14 protein-coding genes are annotated in these 20,600 nt (G+C 32.0%); 4 read left to right on the top strand and 10 right to left on the bottom strand.

The window, feature by feature from the left end; all coding sequences use genetic code 11:
* Positions 1–225: 225 nt before the first annotated feature.
* The gene (locus Q0921_RS09870) at positions 226–999 is read left to right on the top strand and encodes a YHYH protein (RefSeq protein WP_299256303.1); all 774 of its coding nucleotides are present in this window, start codon (positions 226–228) and stop codon (positions 997–999) included.
* Positions 1,000–1,103: 104 nt separating this feature from the next.
* Positions 1,104–1,724 carry a hypothetical protein gene (locus Q0921_RS09865; protein WP_299256301.1) on the top strand — a complete coding sequence of 207 codons (621 nt, stop codon included), beginning with the start codon at positions 1,104–1,106 and terminating at the stop codon, positions 1,722–1,724.
* A 908-nt stretch (positions 1,725–2,632) separates the two neighbouring features.
* Here the strand turns inward: Q0921_RS09865 and Q0921_RS09860 are convergent.
* Positions 2,633–3,493, bottom strand: a complete 861-nt coding sequence (locus tag Q0921_RS09860; RefSeq protein WP_299256299.1) for a universal stress protein — start codon at positions 3,491–3,493, stop codon at positions 2,633–2,635.
* 298 nt (positions 3,494–3,791) lie between these two features.
* Positions 3,792–4,118: a hypothetical protein gene (locus Q0921_RS09855; RefSeq protein WP_299256297.1), complete on the bottom strand. Its 327-nt coding sequence runs from the start codon at positions 4,116–4,118 to the stop codon at positions 3,792–3,794.
* Positions 4,119–4,415: 297 nt separating this feature from the next.
* On the opposite strand from Q0921_RS09855, the gene Q0921_RS09850 reads away from it, so the two are divergent.
* Together Q0921_RS09850 and Q0921_RS09845 are read left to right on the top strand one after the other, a co-directional pair.
* Complete coding sequence (locus Q0921_RS09850) at positions 4,416–4,910, top strand: GTP-binding protein (RefSeq protein WP_299256295.1); 495 nt, start codon at positions 4,416–4,418, stop codon at positions 4,908–4,910.
* 729 nt (positions 4,911–5,639) lie between these two features.
* Entirely contained in the window at positions 5,640–6,857 is a 1,218-nt protein-coding gene (locus tag Q0921_RS09845; protein WP_299256293.1) for a S8 family serine peptidase, read from the top strand.
* Positions 6,858–7,102: 245 nt separating this feature from the next.
* On the opposite strand, the gene Q0921_RS09840 is transcribed toward Q0921_RS09845, so the two are convergent.
* The 8 genes from Q0921_RS09840 to Q0921_RS09805 all read right to left on the bottom strand — a co-directional run bounded on the left by Q0921_RS09840 (position 7,103) and on the right by Q0921_RS09805 (position 20,593).
* Positions 7,103–8,524, bottom strand: coding sequence for a TolC family protein (locus Q0921_RS09840; protein WP_299256291.1), 1,422 nt, complete (start codon positions 8,522–8,524; stop codon positions 7,103–7,105).
* Between the two features lie 11 nt (positions 8,525–8,535).
* A complete protein-coding gene (locus Q0921_RS09835) occupies positions 8,536–9,204 on the bottom strand; it encodes an ABC transporter ATP-binding protein (RefSeq protein WP_299256289.1) in 669 nt (222 codons plus the stop codon).
* Between the two features lie 36 nt (positions 9,205–9,240).
* Positions 9,241–9,984 carry a DUF2807 domain-containing protein gene (locus tag Q0921_RS09830; protein WP_299256287.1) on the bottom strand — a complete coding sequence of 248 codons (744 nt, stop codon included), beginning with the start codon at positions 9,982–9,984 and terminating at the stop codon, positions 9,241–9,243.
* 46 nt (positions 9,985–10,030) lie between these two features.
* A complete protein-coding gene (locus tag Q0921_RS09825; RefSeq protein WP_299256285.1) occupies positions 10,031–12,385 on the bottom strand; it encodes an ABC transporter permease in 2,355 nt (784 codons plus the stop codon).
* Positions 12,386–12,965: 580 nt separating this feature from the next.
* Positions 12,966–13,133, bottom strand: coding sequence for a hypothetical protein (locus Q0921_RS09820; RefSeq protein WP_299256283.1), 168 nt, complete (start codon positions 13,131–13,133; stop codon positions 12,966–12,968).
* A gap of 98 nt (positions 13,134–13,231) precedes the next feature.
* Positions 13,232–15,652, bottom strand: coding sequence for an ABC transporter permease (locus Q0921_RS09815; RefSeq protein WP_299256281.1), 2,421 nt, complete (start codon positions 15,650–15,652; stop codon positions 13,232–13,234).
* 44 nt (positions 15,653–15,696) lie between these two features.
* Positions 15,697–18,126: an ABC transporter permease gene (locus Q0921_RS09810; protein ID WP_299256279.1), complete on the bottom strand. Its 2,430-nt coding sequence runs from the start codon at positions 18,124–18,126 to the stop codon at positions 15,697–15,699.
* Between the two features lie 40 nt (positions 18,127–18,166).
* A complete protein-coding gene (locus Q0921_RS09805; RefSeq protein WP_299256277.1) occupies positions 18,167–20,593 on the bottom strand; it encodes an ABC transporter permease in 2,427 nt (808 codons plus the stop codon).
* Positions 20,594–20,600 lie beyond the last annotated feature (7 nt).

Below are 20,600 nucleotides of genomic sequence, written 5' to 3'. Positions count from 1 at the left end.
GAGATTTGCTCTAGGAGATACCTATCCTATTAACACCAATCTGTGACTTTAAGAAGTTCAATATATTTCATACTTAAGATTAAAGTAATTCATATTGCTACTTAAGAAAATAAACGAGTTATAAAAGAGACGTTTAGGCTAACAGTTATTAAATCTTCACCACAATTAAACCTTTTTTAAATAGTAAAGTCTAACTATAACACACTTACATTTAAATTTAAAAATATGAAAAACTCAAAATTCACATCTTTGTTCCTTTTGGGAGCTATTATTTTAATTTCATCTTGTAAGGATGATTCGAACAATACAGGGGATCCATCAACCGAAGGTAGCACACCATTATCTGCATTTGATGAATTTAATCCTGATGCTGTTACTATTTCTTTTGATAGTGACGAAATTACTATTGAATCAAATGGTTTACCTAATCACACGTCTCCTTACTGGGCAGAAACCGAACCTTTATATATTGATCCGGTAGTGGCTACTCGTTTAACTCCTGGAGGTATTGGAAGTCGTAGCATTACTGTTACTGTTCCTTCTGCGCCAGAAATAGCCGCTTCGACTACGGCTACAGGGCTAGGTGCAATTGGTATTTCTGTAACGGGAGTCCCTATTTTTAATGATCAAGAAGGGGACAATAGGCCAATAGAAGAAATGATTGTAGAAACATTTGATTATGCAGGAGCTCACAATGGGCCTTCAGGGTATCACTACCATGTTGAATCTTCGGATGTTCCGGAAAATACCGTGCTTTCTCATGACGATGAAAAATTGGTAGGAATCTTATCAGATGGATTTTTAATTTATGGTAGAAAATGTAACTCGACCGGTGATAATCCAATAGATTTGGATGTTTCTGGAGGACATAACACTTCGACACAGCACAGTGAGGGTGACGATTTTTATCATTATCACATCATCAATGAATATTATTTAGGGTCTATAATAGCCCTTTTTGCTGTTGATTTGCAAGGCACTCCTAATAATATTATGTAGGTAATATCAAAGATGATTCATTGGAAAAGAAATCACTTTTGGCATTTTCTTGTTTTTTTGGGTGATTTCTTTTTAGATTAATTACTTAAATTAAAATTACTATAATGAAAATAATTTTTTGGAGTTTTTTGTTTGTATGCATTCTATCAATTGGCTGTTCCGAACAAAAAGAGAAATCATCAATAAACCGTAATACAAATCTCCTCTTAAAGGCACCAGAAACAATATTGTTAAAATCAGCCCTGCACTATGATCGTAAAATATCCATATGGATGTTTAACAATCAGCCATATTCTGGATTTGCAGTAAGCTATTATCCAGATAGTAGATTGAAGGAAAAGTTTGGAGTCTTACTTGGGAAAAAGCAAAACAAATATATTCAATGGTATCCTGATGGACATTTAAAAAATGTTACAGATTATCATAATGGAAAACTACATGGAGAAAAAAAAATATGGTCTCCAGATTCGTTACATATCCTTATTGCTCAACTCAATTATCATAAAGGTAAACCCCATGGAGAGCAAAAGAAATGGTATCCAACTGGGGAGCTTTTTAAAAAGTTAAACATGAACAAAGGAAAAGAAGAAGGAATACAGCAAGCATTTAGAAAAAATGGTGCTTTATATGCAAATTACGAAGCAAAGAATGGTAGAATTTTTGGCTTAAAAAAAGCAGCTCTTTGTTATGGGTTAGAAGAAGAAAATGTTAGATATAAAAAGTAATATGATTCTTTTTAAAAATGACTAATCTTTAATGTTTTTTACTTGGTTTACTATTGAAATCATAAGGTTTAACCAAAAGAATATTATCTATTTGTAAAATCGCCAATTTTTTTGATTTACCACTTCTTTTGTATTTTGATAGGCGTAATCTTTTGGTAGGTATTGAAAGAGAAAAATTAAAATATAATCTTCCAGTTAAGGAAGACTTTATTATCAGAGATTAATATAAGTAAGTTGTAGCTCTATTATACTTAAAATACTATTTAATCATCGCAGTTTGCCATACAAGCGTTATAATTGTCACCATCTGATGGATCACCTTCACACAACAAAAATCTTCGCAAGATTGTTGAATTGCTAGAACTTTACCCCGTTGATTGATTGTTGTTGGACTTTGTTTAATTAGGTTCCTAAATTCACAATACTCTTTAACATAATATATTGATTAAAAGTTAATACTACCTCCGTGTTCCTATAAGTACGAATCTGTTACCCAGCAAATGAATATTTTTATAAAAAGAATTGAATGAGAAATAATTTACCAATTATGGAAGACTTTTTGAGTGGATGGATTCGTAAATTTCGATGTTTTCAAAACCCTATTGGGCACAACAACTACTCGAATGCCTAGGTTTTATAAAAAAGAGAGAATAGTTCGCTTGGAAATTAGGCCCACTTTTGTCAAAGAAAATGAGGTTGATAAAATAAGATCATTTATACTGCATCTTAACACTCATGTCTTATCCATATAATCTGAGTCACTATCATATAAATAATGATATCCATTATATATTATGCCCTGTACAATCAAGTTCTGTTGATTATGATATAAATATTGGCTTTATATTTTTAGTTCATATGTAGAGAAGAATCTATTAATGATTTATATGAATAGCGCATGTATTGTACTATTTACCTCCAGTAACAAGTAAAGAAATATTAAGTTTTTCGATCACATTGCCCATTGAAGACTTTCTATTAATGAGTCTGTTTAACCATCCTTTAGTATCACTAAAACGACCCATACACAATAGTTCAACATTATTTTTAGAAACATAGGTTGTAAGACCATTAATGGAATAAGGGCTTTCTTCAAATTCATACTCTACTGCATTCATAAGATTACAAGCGGTTTTTATACGAGAGATTGTTAATTTTGCTTTCTCTGCAGCAGATCTTTTACGAATACTAAAGAATTTTATAGGTTTTCTAGGCTGCTCATGTAGATCTTTAACAAATTGTATGGTGTTTTTGTCGATAACATTATTGTTATTATTATAAAAGCCTAAAGAAATATTACTATTTGATTGTATAGTTCTTTCGTTACCAGCAATCATAATAATCCCAGAATGTTTTTTTAGTAAAAATTTAGTTACGCCATCTTCTAAAAAATTAATTATCTTTTTCTCTCTCTTACCAATAACAACAATGTCGGGATTGGTTTTCTGAATATAATTATGGATTTCGTTTTTTACATTACCAAAAGTGAATTTATACGTGATAGCAACATTTTCTTCTTCTGAAATTTCCAGTATTAAATCCTGTAGTTTTTTTTCTGTTGTAGTATGTATTTCACTTATGGCACGCATTGCAGAAAGTTGATTTTCGTATTTTACAACGTCCGCAGGTGGACTCACATGAAATACCTCAATAGTTCCACGCATTACTTTTGCTAAGTTGATTGCATTTTTTAATGCGGTATATGATTTTTTGGTTAAATCTATAAGGACTAATAACTGATATTTATTCTTATGATCTTGATTTTTCATGGTTTTAGGTTTTTAAACTTATATTTGAAATAGTTATAGGTTTCAGTGTTTATTGCATCTTGTAGAGAAAAGGAAATCTAATTAATCCCTCTTTAATATTTAGAAAAGCCTAAACTTATACTATTTAATAATAGTATTGATACGGTAAATATCCTATCATCTATACTTGGTTTCTACAAGTTTTTAGTTATTGATAATTTATAGGATTGTTCGTAAAATGATCATTCTGAAAAAGAATATATAGCTTCTTTATAAATATACTTTTGATATACTCTTACACCAATAGTAATTGTAAAAATTATACGAGTTCTGGAGGAGGTATCGGGATTTCTTGGTATACATCACATAAATAAGTCTGTAACCACGGACACTGGGATTTTTTATTCTGTGTAAATTGGTAAGAATAATCACTGGTAATTAGTATTTCTATTTTTTCGTCTTTACCGTCTTTCTCTTGTTCTTCTTTCTCGGTGTTTTTGTCCCAATCATAGTTTGCTAATTCATAATTGTCCTGAAATAAGAAATCAAAGGTTTGTATAACGGGCTGAATGATCATAGTACACACCACAAAAATGAAGACAAATTGCCTAAAAAAATGGATGCTATTTTGTTGTTTATCATTCATCCTATAGTAGTTCTGAGAATCTAGTTTGTCATAAAACAACTCACTTTATTATTTATTTAAACATTTGCTAAAATTTCTTAACAGTATAAATATAAGGTAATTAGCTCTTATTTATAGTGTGTGTGTTCTATATTAACCAGATTTTAACAGGCGTAAAGATTTATAATTTTATTAAAAAAGTTATGGTTTATGAATTTAAATCAATAGCAATGCATTTGGGCTAGATATTCCTGAAAACTGATAAAAATCAGTAAAATAGATTTAGAAAAATAGTAACATTGACCTTAATCTTTATCTATGGAGATAAAAAAGGACATTGTATTACGGCCACGGTTTTTTCAGGACTTGGATATGCCATCAGAAAAGGTCTTAGAAGCTTTTAAACAGAAAGGAAAAGGCTGTAAGAATTTTAAGATAAGCCGTGTAGATCATCACGTTTTTATAAAAATTCCTAAAAAAGATCAACATTTTTGGTCTCCGCAATTGCATTTAGAAATTTATGATGTTAACGATCAACCAAAACTGAAAGGACTTTTTGGCCCCAGTCCAACGGTTTGGACATTTTTTATGTTTGCACATTTTATTGTGTTCACTGCATTTTTAGGAGCATGTATCTGGATATATGTCAATATGAGTTTAGGAGATGATTGCTTATATGGAATCATTACAATGTTTTTTCTTTTTATTAACTGGTTTGTCCTCTATTTTGCCGGTCGCTTGGGCAAAGAAGCCAGTAAAAAAGAAATGCATGAATTATACAGATTCATGGAAAGAACTATAAATTCTATTTAAATTTTATATCAATTTTTTATAAACTCTTAAGGTTTTAAAGAATTCCCTCAATAAAACTCTAAAATCTTTGCTCTTAAAAAATACTCATATTTGGTATTCGTATGATTAGTTGCTGCATTGTCTAAGTAGATCATACTATTTATACAAGCTATAAAATTCGATATACCCTTATTAAATTTGATTTCATTTACATGATTTGATTCTCCGAAAATTATTGCTTGGTTCAGTAAATTTTGAAAACGATCATATGTAATTCTAATATCAAAATGAACCTGACCTATTGCATTTTTAACTTTTAAATACTGTCGTAATTCCAGTTTTTTTTTGATAAATGATAGAAATTAAATGATTTATTAAGACTAAATCTAAAAGATTTAGTCTTAATAAATTTTATTTTTTTGCTAAATCACCGTTAATTAAGTGTTAAATGCAACTAAAATTAGTTTTATTGATATGAGTTAATTTCCCTATTATTTTTTATTGAATCTAAATCTTTTTTTTTCTGTTTAACCTTTTGATTTTCAATAATGCAACTGTATTGCATTATTGAAAATCAAGATATGCTTTGTATTATCAGAGACAGGCGATTTTAGTGTAGCCGTTTGATTGTTATGTTTTTGCCGTATTTTTTTATTCTTATTAATCTCTACTTTTGGATAATGAAATTTATTAAAACTCAACATTTTAATTTAAAACTAAAATTAAACGTTAACACAAAATTAAAAAATCATGAAAACTAGATTAAGAATTTTAAGTACAATTACAGTCTTTTCTTTTCTCTTTTATAGTTGCGAAAAGGATGGAGAAGCAATTACAGATTTAGAATCAGAAATAGAGACTATAGAAAATATAGGAGCTGATCAAGCTATACCTGGAGAGTATATTGTAATTTATAGAGCAGATGAATCTATTTCCGGTAAAAGTGCCGAAATGAAAGCTAAATCTCAGTATACATTATCTAAATATGCAATAGCAGAAGATAATATAAAACAAACTTACAGTAATGCTATTCAGGGTTTTGCTGTTAAAAACTTATCCGAAAAGCAAGCAGAGATGCTTAAAAATGATCCTGAAGTAGCTTATATAGAACCAAATTATATTCAAAAGCTGGATATTGATATGGGTAAACCTGTAAGTACGCTTCCTGCAACAGTACAAGGAAAAGATGCTACAAAGGATTCTCAACTTTCTAATGGAGAGTTTTTACCTTGGGGTATAGAAAGAGTAGGAAGAGCTAACGGTAGTGGTAGAACTTGTTGGATTATCGATAGTGGTATTGCACCACATAGTGATTTAAACATCGATACTGGTCGAAGCGTAAGTTTCGTTGGTGGATCATGGCAAGATCAAAATGGGCATGGAACTCATGTAGCTGGAACTGTTGCTGCAAAAAATAATGGTTCTGGAGTTATTGGTGTAGCATATGGTGCAACTGTAGTTTCCGTGAGAGTTTTAAATGCTGCGGGGAGTGGTGCTACTGCTGGTATTCTTTCAGGAATTGATTACGTAGCTAGTAATGCAAGTAATGGAGATACTTGGAACTATAGTGTAGGATTTCGTAATCGATTTACTTCTCAGGCAATAGATGATACGTTTAGAAATTTAGAAAGAACGACTTATGGAGCTATGGCGGCAGGTAATAGTAATGATGATACCCAATTTTATTCACCACAAAGGTTAGAAACAAGTAGTTCTTGGTGTGTTGGTAACATGACTCGTTCAAGTGCTGCTGCAGGTTCTTCAAACTTTGGTGACAGTGTAGATCGTTGGGCTCCAGGTACAGCAGTATGGTCTACTTGGCTAAATGGTCAGTTTAACAATATTTCAGGTACTTCTATGGCATCACCGCACGTAGCAGGAATATTGTTATTAAGAGGTAATAGTACAGGAACAAATGGATCTGTAAGTAAAGGAGGATATACAGCTCCTATAGCTACATTGAATTAAATAAATAATTTTGAATTTGTTAGAGGCTGTATAACTACAGCCTCTTTTTTATTTTTCAGGAGAAATTATAGCAAACACACGGATGTTTTTTACTTTAATTTCTTACACTCACTCTTTACAGAGAAAACAAACGATTTTTTAAGTGTATAATAAATAGAAATGTATACTGTTTATGAGGATGGTTTTTTAATGTAAAGTAAAACCAGAGAGAAAACTTCATTGTTAAAAGAAATCTATGGATAAAATCACAAAGAATTCCCTCGATAAAACTCTAATATTTTAACACGCAATATATATTCGTATTTGGCATTCGTAAGATTAGTTTCTGCATTGTCTAAATTGTTCTTGCTGGTTATATATGCTATAAAGTTGGATACACCGTTATTAAAACGAATTTCATTCACACGATATGATTCCTCGAATGCAGTTACTTGATTTTGTAGGCTTTCATAACGTTGATAGGCTGCTTGCATATCAAAATGAACCTGCGCAATAGCATTTTTTATTTCTAGTGCAGTTCGTTCCAGTTCAATAAGAGATTCTTCGGCTTTTATTTTTTCTAGGGCTACATTGTTTTTCGCTTGAAAACCATTGAATAAAGGAATGTCTACAGCAATTCCTACAACAGTATTTAAATTATTATCAAACTGATCCAAATACTCAATTTTTTCTCCATTAAACTGTGATTGATTTGTAAAAACAGAAATTTGATCATTATTTACAGTTACAAAATCTCCTGTTTCTACAATATTAGAACCTATTTCTGTAAATGTTTCAGCGACACTAGAATAATTGGTGTTTACTTGTCCAAAAAACGAAATTTCAGGAATATACTGGGCTTTAGCAACTTTAATTCCTTTTTCAGCAGCTTTTGATCTTAATTCTTTAGCTTTAAAAGTTGCTAAGTTTTGCATTGCTTCATTAAAAATATCGTCTGATGAAAGTGTGTATTTTTCGAAATCCAGTAAAATTGAAGCTTTATCTACCAAAATATCTCCCGGTAAGTTCATTAATCTAGCAAGGCTTAGTTTCGCATTATTTAAATCGCTTTCAGCAGTTAAGATATTCGTTTCATCAATGGTTTTTTGACCTTTTATATCTGCATAATCAGCTGGATTTCCAACCTCTTCATTGTACAAATCTCCCTGTTGTTTTAATTGTTTATTAGTCGCTATTAATCTTGTTTCGGCTAAAGCTAATACATCTTTTCTGTTTAAAACTTGAAGATATGCTAAGGTTACATTTAGTATTAATGATTGTTTAGCCTCTTCTATTTCCATTTCAGAAGCTTGTTTGTTAAGTCGTTGTTGACGCACTGTGTTTAATAGTCGGAACCCGTTAAATATAGTAGCATCCAGATTCAATCTTGCATTAGAAAACGTTAGTTCTTGATTTATGAAATCATTGGTAAATGGATCAATACTACGTCCATTATTAACACCAATATTATAGTTTCCATTTAGTGTTGGTAGGATGTTGGCTTTGGATTGATTATAGTTTACTCTGGCTGTAGTAGCATTCAAAATAGTGGATTTTAAATCCAGATTATTTTCTAAAGCGATATCGATACACTGGTCTAGGGAGTACCTTTTTGTGTCTTTTCTTTGTGTAAATCCAACGAATTGTAAAAGAAAAGCACTGATATAAATAATTGATTTCAGTGACATGTTATTTTTGATTATTCAGAGACGATATTTCCGTCTAAAAGATTAATAATTCTCGAACCATAAGAAGCGTTATTTTCAGAGTGTGTTGCTTGTATTATCGTTACACCTTCTTTGTTTAGTTCTGAAAACAATTCCATAATCTCGATACTCTGTTTAGAATTTAGGTTTCCTGTAGGTTCATCTGCCAAAATTAATTTTGGTTTGGTAATTAGTGCTCTGGCAATTCCGACCAATTGCTGTTGTCCGCCACTTAACTGAGACGGGAATAAATCTTTTTTACCGACAATATTAAAACGATCTAACATATCAGCTACTAATGCTTTTCTTTCTGAGGACTTTACATTTTTGTAGAGTAGAGGAGTTTCAATGTTTTCATAAACAGTTAGTTCATCAATAAGATGATATGCCTGAAAAACAAAACCTATATACTCTTTGTAAAGTTTAGATCGTTGCTTCTCTTTCATAGTATGAACAGCTTCATCTAAAAAGGTATAGCTACCGTCGGTAAAATTATCTAACATACCGATGCAATTCAATAATGTAGATTTACCTGATCCCGATGGACCCATTAATGAAATGAATTCACCTTCATTAACATTTAGGTTGATACTATCGAGTAATGCTATTTTTTTTCCTCCAGAACTGATTACTCTAGAGGTATTGTTAAGTTGTAAGATCATATTTTTTGTGATGAATTATTATAGTGTTAAATAATATTATTGAATTTCTGATATTTCTACTTCTCCTATGTTTAAACCTTTACTAATACTTGCATCACCTTTGTAATATAGTCTTGCTTCGCCAAAAGACGTAAGTTTGATACGATTAGATGCTTGAATTTTGAATTCGGCTTCTCCAAAAGCTTTTAATTTTGTGTTTTTATTATCTATTGCCAGTAAATCAGTAACACTTTCTCCATAGGCCGTAATTTTTTGATTTTCGATAGTTCCTTTTTCTATTTTCAAAGTGCTCTCACCATAGATATCTACGTCCATATTTTCGAAATTCACTTCATTAAAAACTACTTGTGATTCCCCGTAAATATTTAAATCAAAACTTTCAGTAGTGATTTTACTTTTACATAAAGTCGCTTGTTCTCCTCTTATCGAAAGTTCTTTAAGCTGTTTATAACCAATGGTAACTGTTAGTACTTTTCCTTTATAAATAGGAACTTTTCTTTTTGTTCCATTTATAATTACGGTTTTGTTTTTGGTAGTTTCCTTAGCATTATCTAAATACACACGAAGTACGTTTCCTTTTACCTCAATATTGATTTTGTCTTCTGGCTCTGTACTTTCTTCTATGGTTACAGATTCGTCATTACTTTCTACAAAAGTTACCTGTATGTGTGGACTTATAATTACTTTTTCAAAAGCACTAACGCTCTTCTTTGTTTGTGCTATTACTAGTTGAGTACTTGTTAATACGATTAATGCTAGAAAATATTTGAGATGTTTCATGATGAATTTGTTTTTTGCCCGCCTTAGACGAACAGGTTTATAAATTTTATTCTGTTTTTAAACTATTTATGGGATTAGTAATCGCAGCTTTAATAGCCTGGAAACTGACAGTAGCTAGTGCAATGATGATGGCTACAAATCCAGCGATTACAAAAACGAGCCAGTTTATTTCGATTCTGTAGGCATAATCTTTTAACCAGTTATTCATTACTAACCAAGCTAATGGAATTGCTAACAAAATTGCAATGCATACTAATTTCAGAAAATCTTTTGATAGTAGTTTTACAATCCCCGTTACACTAGCTCCTAGTACTTTTCTTACTCCAATTTCTTTACTACGCTGCTCTGCTGTGTAAGCGGCTAATCCAAAAAGCCCCAAGCAAGAAATTAAGATAGCTAGTAATGCAAATATTTGTGATAGTTTACCAACCAGCTGCTCACTTTTAAATACAGCATTAAATGCTTCATCTACAAACGTATATTCGAAAGGAAAAGCGGGATTGTTTTTTTTCATTACTTTTTCAATAGAAGCAAGCATGTCATTTAGAGCTACACCAGATTTGGTTTTTATATAGAAATATCGAGCGTAGTTATGGTTGTTAAAAAACATAACAGGATCACTAGCACCGTACATATCACCATACTGGTAATCTTTTGTAATACCTATAATATTATAAACATCATCACCTCCGGTTATTGTTTTTCCGATAGGAGAACCATCACCCATAAGTTTAGCTAGAGATTGTGTTATTATTACATTCGTGCTGTCCAGATTTTGATTTTTCTTAAAACCTCGTCCTTCTATAAGTTCTATTCCCGTAGTCTTAAAAAAATCTGAATTTACATGTCTATATGAAATCAAAACATCTTCAGTATCTGTTCCTCCTTCCCATTGCAAGCCTGATCCATTATTTCCAGCAGATAACATTTGAGAGTTGCTTAATGCCACACCGTCTACTATTCCAGTATTTTTTAGATCTTGTTCAAAAACATTAAATTTTTCAATGATGTTACCATTAGCATGCATCCTTATCAAATGGTCTTTATTATACCCCAAATCTCTATTTTTCACGTGTTGAATTTGTTGATATACGAGTATGGTGCAAATAATGAACACAATGGATATTGTGAATTGACCTACTACCAATCCTTTTCTTATAAAAGACGCAGAACCACCAGTTACTTTTATACCTTTTAGAACCTCTACAGGTTTAAAAGAAGATAAATAGAATGCAGGATATAATCCGGCAAATACTCCACAAATAATTGTTATGAATAATAAGATTCCGATATGAGTGGGATTAGATAGGCCTAGTATTAACTCTTTTTCGATGAGTAAGTTGAATTGCGGTAATATTAAAAATAATAATAAAATACTTACCATAGATGCAAAAAACGCCATCATAAGTGACTCAATAATAAACTGTAACATTAACCTTGGACGACTAGACCCAATTGCTTTTCTGACTCCAACTTCATTTGCTCTTTTTTCACTTCTGGCAGTAGATAAATTCATAAAGTTGATACAGGCGATAAGTAATATTATGAGCGCAATTATAGAAAAGAGACGAACAAAGATGATTTTTCCTCCAACTTTTTTTCCTCCTTCGAATTTTGATCTTAAATGCCAATCTTTTATGGAATGTAAAAAAGCATAGGTATCGCTATTTGGGCTTTTTATGGGTAGTATTTCTCGAACTTTTTTATCAACTGCTTCAAAATTGGCTTCTGTTGATAGTTCAACAAAAGTGTCTGAAAAATTACTTCCATAGGTTGTCATCCATTCTGCACCATCTCGATATCTTTCGAAAGGAGCAACCCAATCAAAAGGAAATGATACGCTTTTTGGAAGATTTTCGATAACTCCTGTTATAAGATAAATATCTTGGTTATTTATTTTGATTGTTTTTCCATAGACTTTAGTCTTTTCTCCAAAAAGTTGTTCTGCAGTTTCTTTGGTGATAACGATTGCTTCTGGATTACTAAATGCATTATCTCTATCTCCTTCTATAAATTTAAGATCAAAAATTTCTAAAAAATCAGCATCTGCATATCGACCTCTTATACTAATAGCATTATCACCAACAGTAAAGAGACGTTCTTCTGAGCTGGAACGAGTAGCTTTTATAATTCCTGGAATCTCGTCTTTCATTGCCTGTGCCAGAGGACCTGGTGTGGAATAAAATGTACGCCATTCACCTTCGTAATTCTGATTGGTTGGAATGTAATAGATTTGATCTTGTTTCGCAAAAGAGTCATTAAAACTCAATTCATCTTCTACCCATAGAAAAATTAGACTGGCGCAGGTGATGCCCATAGCTAAGCCAAAAATATTTAGAAAGCTATATCCCTTATTTTTAAGTAAACTACGAAAAGCAATTTTTATATAATTAAAGATCATACTGTTAGTTTTTGATTGAAATAATGACTTGTGTAAATTATATAGAGAAGATGATGCCGGATATTTAAAATACTGATAATCAGTAATTTATTTTTTATTTCAAAAATGAAAGTGTTCGATTTTGATACACTTCTTGTTCATAATCGAACACTTTAAAATTAGGACTCTTCCTTCTGAAAACAATGTATTTAGCTGTGTGGAATCTTCGATTTTCAATATCCTTTAATAGATACTGTAATAAATTCAGTAAACGTAGGAAATTCCTTCGTTTTTAATTTATCTTCTTGGTTATTTTCAAATAATAATGAATCATAACCCGTTGTGCATTTAGAAAAAAAATAGGTGTTATAGAAAATTATCAATTCGGATGATTTTTCAGAATGACTTCTCAACAAAGCCTTTTTTGAGTTTACCAAAAGAGACTCTAGATGACAGGACAAAAACCAGCCTGATCACCTTTGGAAATATTTAGAAAAGTTTTTTATTTAAAATCCTATGTAGCCCTAAGTTTATTAAAGTATACTTTTTTCTTTTGATAGAGTATTCGGATTGAAAGAATTAAAATCGAATTTAAATACTTCTACAAACCAGTAGGGACATTTGGTTCATACTCTATCTGGCCCTGATGCTCTTCTGTTACTACTCTATGAATACTATCTTCATTATGATGAAAATTATCAAATTGGAGATGATCATTTGCGTACAGAAATATTAAAATAGGATATCCAACCCCCAAGGTTAATCCCAAAATATTTAAAAAGGAAAATACTTTTCGTTTTTGTAAATTTTTCTACACGATTTTTTATAATTCCTGATTATAATTGTTCGTTATTAAATGATTAATTTTTATTCCGTTTTAAGGCTTTTTACTGGATTTTGTATAGCGGCTTTGATTGTTTTGATACTTATGGTAGCCAAGGCAATTAATACGGTAATACTCCCAGCGGTTAGAAAAACCCAAAAAGTAAGATTAATATGATAGGTATAATTCTGAAGCCATTGAGAAGAGAAATACCAAGCAATAGGAGTGGCTATCACAAAGGCAATGAGTACAAGTTTTAAAAAGTCAATGGATAGCATCATTGTTATTTTTGAAACACTTGCACCTACAACTTTTCGGATTCCTATTTCCTTTCTGCGTTGCGCAACAACCAGAAGAGAGATGGCAAATAGACCAATACAGCTCAGAATTATAGCAAGTAAAGAACCGCTTCCAATCATCGTGACCATCGTGCGCTCGTTGTGTAACGTACGTTCTATGTTTTCGTCTAAAAAAGATCCTAGAAACTCTGCATTGGGTTCTATTGATGCCCATGCAGCTTTGACATTAGTGTAAGATTGCTCTAAATTTTGAGGTGCAACTTTCACATATACGTGTCTTAAATTCCAATTAGGTAACGCAAAAAGCGTCATCGGTGCAATATTTCGATCAAGTTCCTGAAAATTAAAGTCTTTTATAACTCCCACTACAGAAAAGGCTACAGAATCTTCTAAGAAAATTTTGGTATTCAAAATTTCCTTTTCATTTAATTTTTTAGCCATCGATTCATTAATGATAATCGATAGACTATCGCTAGCTAAGTTTTTTCGAAAAGAACGACCTTCAATAAGATGTAAATCTAAGGTTTCAACATAATCTGCATCTACAACTAACATATGGGTATCCACACCACGACCTTTGTAGTCAAAACCCATAACACTTGTAGAACGATTTCCATCCTTGCCAAAGCCCAAAATATTATTGGAAGCTGTAATACTCACAATATCTGTTTTATCTTCAAGGGCGTCCCGAAGTAATTGAATAGCTTGTTGATCGTTACGTTTTCCATTAAGAGGAAAAGCAATTACCTGATCTTTATTAAACCCCAAATCTTTGGTACGCATAAACTCAACCTGATTCCAAAGCACAAGTGTCCCGCTGATAAGTAGTATGGCAATCCCAAACTGTACTATGATTAAACTGTTGCGTACATGATTTTTTCCACTGTTTTCCAGTTTACCTTTTAGACTTTGTAAAGTACCTAGACGACTCATTAACAAAGAAGGATAACCTCCCGCGATGATAGTGATGATTACCAAACTTAAAATTAACCCGAGCAGAGTAGAGGGGGTCAATATAGTTGCAAACGAAGCTTTAGTTTTAAATAATGTTTGAAAAGGTTTTAGTAACAAAGAAGCAATTAAAACTCCTAAACCTGTAGAAACTAAAAAGATTATAATACTTTCACCCCAAAACTGAAAAAACAATTGCCCTTTATTGGCTCCTAGTGTTTTGCGCATCCCAATTTCTCGCAGCCTTTGTGCACTTTTTGCAATGCTCATATTCATAAAATTGAAGCAAGCGATACAAATAATAAGAATAGCAATACCCAATACTAAATACTGCATGGTATGATTTACAGTAACACTACCTTGACTGAAATTAGCAAATCGGACGTCTGATAAAGGCAATAGTTTAATTTGTTTATAGACACCATTGGTATTTGGTTGGGCGCCATCCCGTTTGGCATTATCTATTTCACTTTTATAGTGTAGTTGAGTAAAATTTATGGTGCTTTTTTCAAATTGTTTAGGCGTTATTTCTTTAGAGAGTTGCATATAAACTGTGTGATTCTTCATATCCCATCGCCCTATGGTTCTAGCGTACGCATGCTTTGGTTGACTTTTAAAATTCAGTGCGACATCAAATCCCATTGAACTTGTATCTGGAAAATCCTTAACAATTGCGGTAACATTAAACGGTACCTGTTCTTCGTCTCTTAAAACTGTAACGGTTTGTCCTATGGGATTTTCCTCTCCGAAAATTCGTTTTGCGACTTTTTCAGTAATAACAATTGAGGATTCTGAAGTTATTGGATTCTGCGCATCTCCCTTTATGATAGGAAAGCTAAACATATTAAAAAAATCAGGATCTACATAAGAAACATGCATGCCTAATTGCTTGTCTTTATGATTTAATAAAATACCAGACCCGCTATGACGTGTTATTCTTTCGACCCCTGCTATTTCATCCTGAAGAGCTGCCACAAAAGGTTCTGGTTTAGAAAGATTAGCTTGAAGCCCGTTTGGAGTACTGTCTTCAGAATAAACTTGATAAAGATATTCTCCTTGTTCATGAAAACGATCAAAAGAAAGTTGGAAGACCGCATACATGGCTAACAATATTGCCACTCCAAAAGCTGCAGTAAGACCTACAATATTAAGCGCTGTAAACGTGCGATCTTTCCAAAGGGTTCTGATTGCAATTTTAAAATTATTAAGGATCATAACTGTATGGTTTTTATACTGAAACAAGTTTAGTACTAATTGGTTTATTCTGATTTTAAACTATCGATAGGATTTACAAATCCTGCTTTAATCGTGTGATAACTTATAGTAAGTAATGTTATTAGAATTGCTAGTGAACCACTTAAAGCAAACACTTTCCAGGAAATAGAAATTCGATATGCATAATCCTGAAGCCAATTATCCATAATAAAATAAGACAATGGTATCGCGATGATTATTGAAATTACTACTAAAATTAAAAAATGGGTGGTGAGTAGTTTAAAAAGGTTTTTTATAGAGGCTCCTAAAACTTTTCGTATACTTAACTCTTTTTTGCGTTGTTCTACTAAAAAAGCTGATAAAGCGAACAAACCTAAACAAGCTACCAAAATAGATAACAAGGCAAAACTTACGATCAATTGCTTCATATGCTTTATGTTAGAATACATTGTGGCATATGATTCATCCATAAATGTGTGTCTGAAATCAAGATTAGGCACAAAAGTTTTCCATTTATTTTCTATCATAGCAAGCACTTCGGATATGTTTTGAGTATTTACTTTTATAGACGTTATCGTTGTATCATCACCATGAAACATGGCTAAGGGTCCGACTTGTTGATGTAAGGATTCAAAATTAAAATCTTCTACGACTCCAATAATAGTATATGTACTATTACCTCGGAGCATTTTTTTACCGATAGGCTCTTGCATTCCAAATTTTTCGGCAAGTGTTTGATTAATTATTACAGACTGGTTTTCTATTGCTCGGTTTTTGTCAAAGTTTCTTCCTGAGGTAAGTAGCATCCCAAAAGTATTTAAATAATCTTCGTCTACAATCCAAGCTTGAGACGGTACACCGTCTGCATTCATAACTTCTTTATTATAAAAAGTATTACCATTACGTTTTGTTCCTTTTATTGGCAGATAATCACTATTACTAACATTTTCGACTCCTTGTATTTGTTTGATTTCGTTTGCGAATGAAGTAAGACGATCTCCCAACATATTTACGCCATGAATTTGGAGAACTTGTTCTTTGTTGAACCCTATTTCTTTATTCAAAATAAAATCCATTTGATTATTAATAATTAGAGTACTCACTATTAATACTATGGAAATAGTAAACTGAAATATTACTAAACTACTTCTTAAACTAGAAGATTTAGAACCTTCACTAATTTTTCCTTTTAAAACATTAATTGGAGTAAATTTTGAGAGATAAAAAGCAGGATAAATACCTGCAGAAATTCCAACGAATAATCCTGCTAAAAATATAGTAGGGATAAAGAACCAAGTACTCCATGGTAATGTTAGTGTTTTACCAGAAATTATATTAAAAAGAGATAACCCAAGTATCGCTAGTAAAACACCTAAACCAAATGCAAATAGAGTAATAACTATAGACTCTATTAAAAACTGTATAATGAGTTTTTTTCTTCCAGAACCTATTACTTTTCTAAGACCGACTTCTTTTGCTCTATTTGCGGATTTTGCGGTTGATAGATTAATGAAATTAATACAAGCTATTATTAGAATAAAAAGAGCGATAGCTCCAAGGATCCATACAAACCGAATATCTCCATGTGTTTTCCCATCATGAATACCTTTAGAGCGAAGATGAATGTCGGCAAGAGGTTGTAAATCAAGGTGAGAAGTACGCAAAACACGTTCGGTTTTATCGTATCCACCATTTCTGAATGCTGCTAAGATGTAATTATTTAGAATTACTTGTGTCATTCTATCTTCAAAGATAGCGACGTCTGTATTCGGTTTTAGTTGTATGAAATTGAAATAATTATTTTGAGTCCATCGCGTTTGTTCTCCTTCTCCAAATTCTACCCCTTTTAGTGTTATCAAGAATTTGTAATCAAAGTTCGATGCTTTTGGGAAATCTTTATATACTCCTGTTATTTTATAAGCCTCGGATGTATCTCCGTTTAGATACATAGCTTGACCAATGGCGCTTTTGTTTTTAAAGAATTTCTTCGCTTTACTTTCAGAAATTATTATCGTTAATGGCATAGTAAGCGCAGAAGAAGCTTCTCCTTCAATCATTTCTAAATCAAAAATATCAACTATAGCTTGATCAGCATATGCAAAATGTTCTTCGTGGTATTGAGCAGGGGTCTTGTTAAGACTTATTTCATTATTTCCTGCTCCATACATTAATTCATTATCTAATAATCTTCCTGCATTTTCTACTTCTTCAAATTCACGATTAATAGTGCTTGCCATAAGAGCGGAGTGATGAGCTCCCCAACCTTCTACACCATCAACTTTAGCAAAATGTGTTAGCCTATATACATTATCTCTATTCGGTATTTGTGTATCATAACTCGTTTCATCTATAATAAACAATGTTATTAATAAACAAGCAGCAACACCAATACTTAACCCAACAATGTTAATAGCACTGAAGACTTTATTTCTTATAAGGTTTCTCCAAGCTATTTTTATATAATTCCTGATCATAACGGTTCATTTTTGATCCACCTGAGGCGGACAGGTTGATTTATTCTGTTCGTAATGAATTTACAGGATTCGCAGTAGCAGCTTTGATAGCTTGTATACTAACGGTTAAAAAAGTAATACTCATTGTGATAACCCCAGCTATTAGAAAAATCCACCAACTTATTGAGATTCTATATGTAAAGTCTTGTAACCAATTTTCCATCGCGTAATACGCTATAGGTGTCGCAATGAATAAGGCAATAATTATTAATACAAGAAAGTCTTTAGTAAGCATTTTCATTACGGTACTTACACTCGCTCCAAGTACTTTACGGATTCCAATTTCTTTCTTTTTCTGTTCTGCCATAAATGAAATGAGACCAAATAGACCCAGACAACTAATAAGTATGGCTAGTGTGGTAAAAGCGACGGAAATATTAGCTAATCGTTTTTCTTCAGCGATTAATTTTTCAGTTTCTTTGTCCACAAAATTGTATACAAATGGTGTGGTTTTATTAACTTTTTTCCAGGCAACTTGTAGTTGATCAAGTATGTTTTCAAAATTAGTAGTTTTAGTTTTTATTAATAACCAGTCAGGGCTATCATCTACATACATTAATAAAGGTTCAATCTCTTCTTTCAAAGATGCAAAGTGAAAATTTTCGGTTACACCAATGATTTCTACTGTGGTAACATCTTCTCCCGTAGAAAAAAGAACTTTCTGACCGATCGCATCATCTAGTTTAATATTAAAAGCGTCAATGGTTGCTTTATTTACAAGGACTTGAGCTGTATCTTGTTTTTTTACTGCGCGTCCAGTTAGAAGTTTTGTTTTTGTTGTTTTTAGATAACCTGATTGAATACCATTGACCTTAACTAATTTTGGTTTGGATGGATCACTACCTGGTAAATAGGCACCTACATCACTGCGCAACATTTGAGATGGGAAGATATTACAACCAGAAACTGATTTGACACCAGAAACCTTACTCATATTTGTTTTTAATGTTTCATATTGTGTAAAAGCTTCCTGAGTACCTAAGCGTACTGCTATTAAATTATCACTTTCATATCCCAAATCTTTATTTTGAGCAAATCGAACTTGTTCTGTAATGATATATACTGCAGCAATTAATCCAATAGATATAACAAATTGGAATACAACTAGGCCTTTTCTTAATATTGTTCCTCCAGAATTTGTAGACGAGATTCCTTTTAGTACTCGTGTTGGTTTGATAGAGGATAATATTAACGCTGGATAAATACCAGCAATAAAACCTGTTATGATGCCTATAATTAGAAGAATAGCTAATATACGCCAATCAAAAATCGCGGTATAACTTACATTTCCTTGTGTTAACTGGTTAACTAATGGTAATAAAAATGTAGTTAAAGGAACACTAGCGATTGTTGCCAATAAGGAAAGTAATACGGATTCACCAAGAAATTGGGCAATTAATGATTTTTTATCGGCGCCAATAGTTTTACGAACTCCAATTTCTTTAGCACGTTTATTAGCTCTGGCTGTACTAAGATTTATGAAATTAATACAGGCTACTAATTGAATGAACAACGCCAACGTAATCAATAAATACAGATAACTTATATCGGATATAGGACCAATTTGTCTCGATATACCTTTAGAATGCAAATGAATGTCGCTTACTTTTTGAAGATGAAGTTCTTTTTTGAAATTTAGTTTTGCAAAATCTTTGGCTCCACGAGCGTTAAGAAAAGCTGGAAGTTTTTCCTGAACTAAAGAAGCATTATTAGACGAATTTAATTTCACATAGGTATAGATGAAATTTTGAGTTGCAAAATTTTGTACATTTCTAACAAATTCACCGAGACCAGGTGTATTCATTGTTACTAAATAATTTGGATTTAGGTGTGATTTTTCTGGGTTACTATCATCAAAAACACCCGTAACTGTAAGTGATAATTGTTGTTCTCCACTACCGGATATAATAGTTTTATGTAATGCAGGAACATTTCCAAAAAGCTTTTTTGCTAACGATGATGATACGACAACAGTATTAGGCTCTACTAGAGCAGTATTAGGATTACCTTCTAGAAAGGTAAAAGTAAAAACATTAAATAGGGTTGCATCTGCTAGATATCCTCTAGGTTCATAGAACCCCTCATTATTTTCACTTACTCGAATAAGTTCTTCTGAACCTTCTCCCAGATAAACTAGCCTTGTAGCCTCTATTACTTCAGGAAAATCCTCTTTCATAGCAAATCCGATGGGAGGACCACTAGATGCAGCATTAAATTGGACAGAACTAGGATCATCGATTATAGTTCTAACTCTATACAACGACTCGGCGTTATCATGATGGTCGTCATATCCAAGTTGTGCAAATACATATAATAATATACTTAAACAACAAATAGTACCTACCGTTAATCCTAATAGATTAATTATAGTTTGCAATTTGTTTTTCTGTAGACTTCTCCAAGCTATTTTTATATAATTTCTGATCATGATTGTT

The sequence above is a fragment of the uncultured Aquimarina sp. genome, from assembly GCF_947496855.1.
Classification (GTDB): Bacteria; Bacteroidota; Bacteroidia; order Flavobacteriales; family Flavobacteriaceae; genus Aquimarina.
Note: the sequence above shows the minus strand (reverse complement) of the source record. Positions and strands in the feature narration are given on the sequence as shown.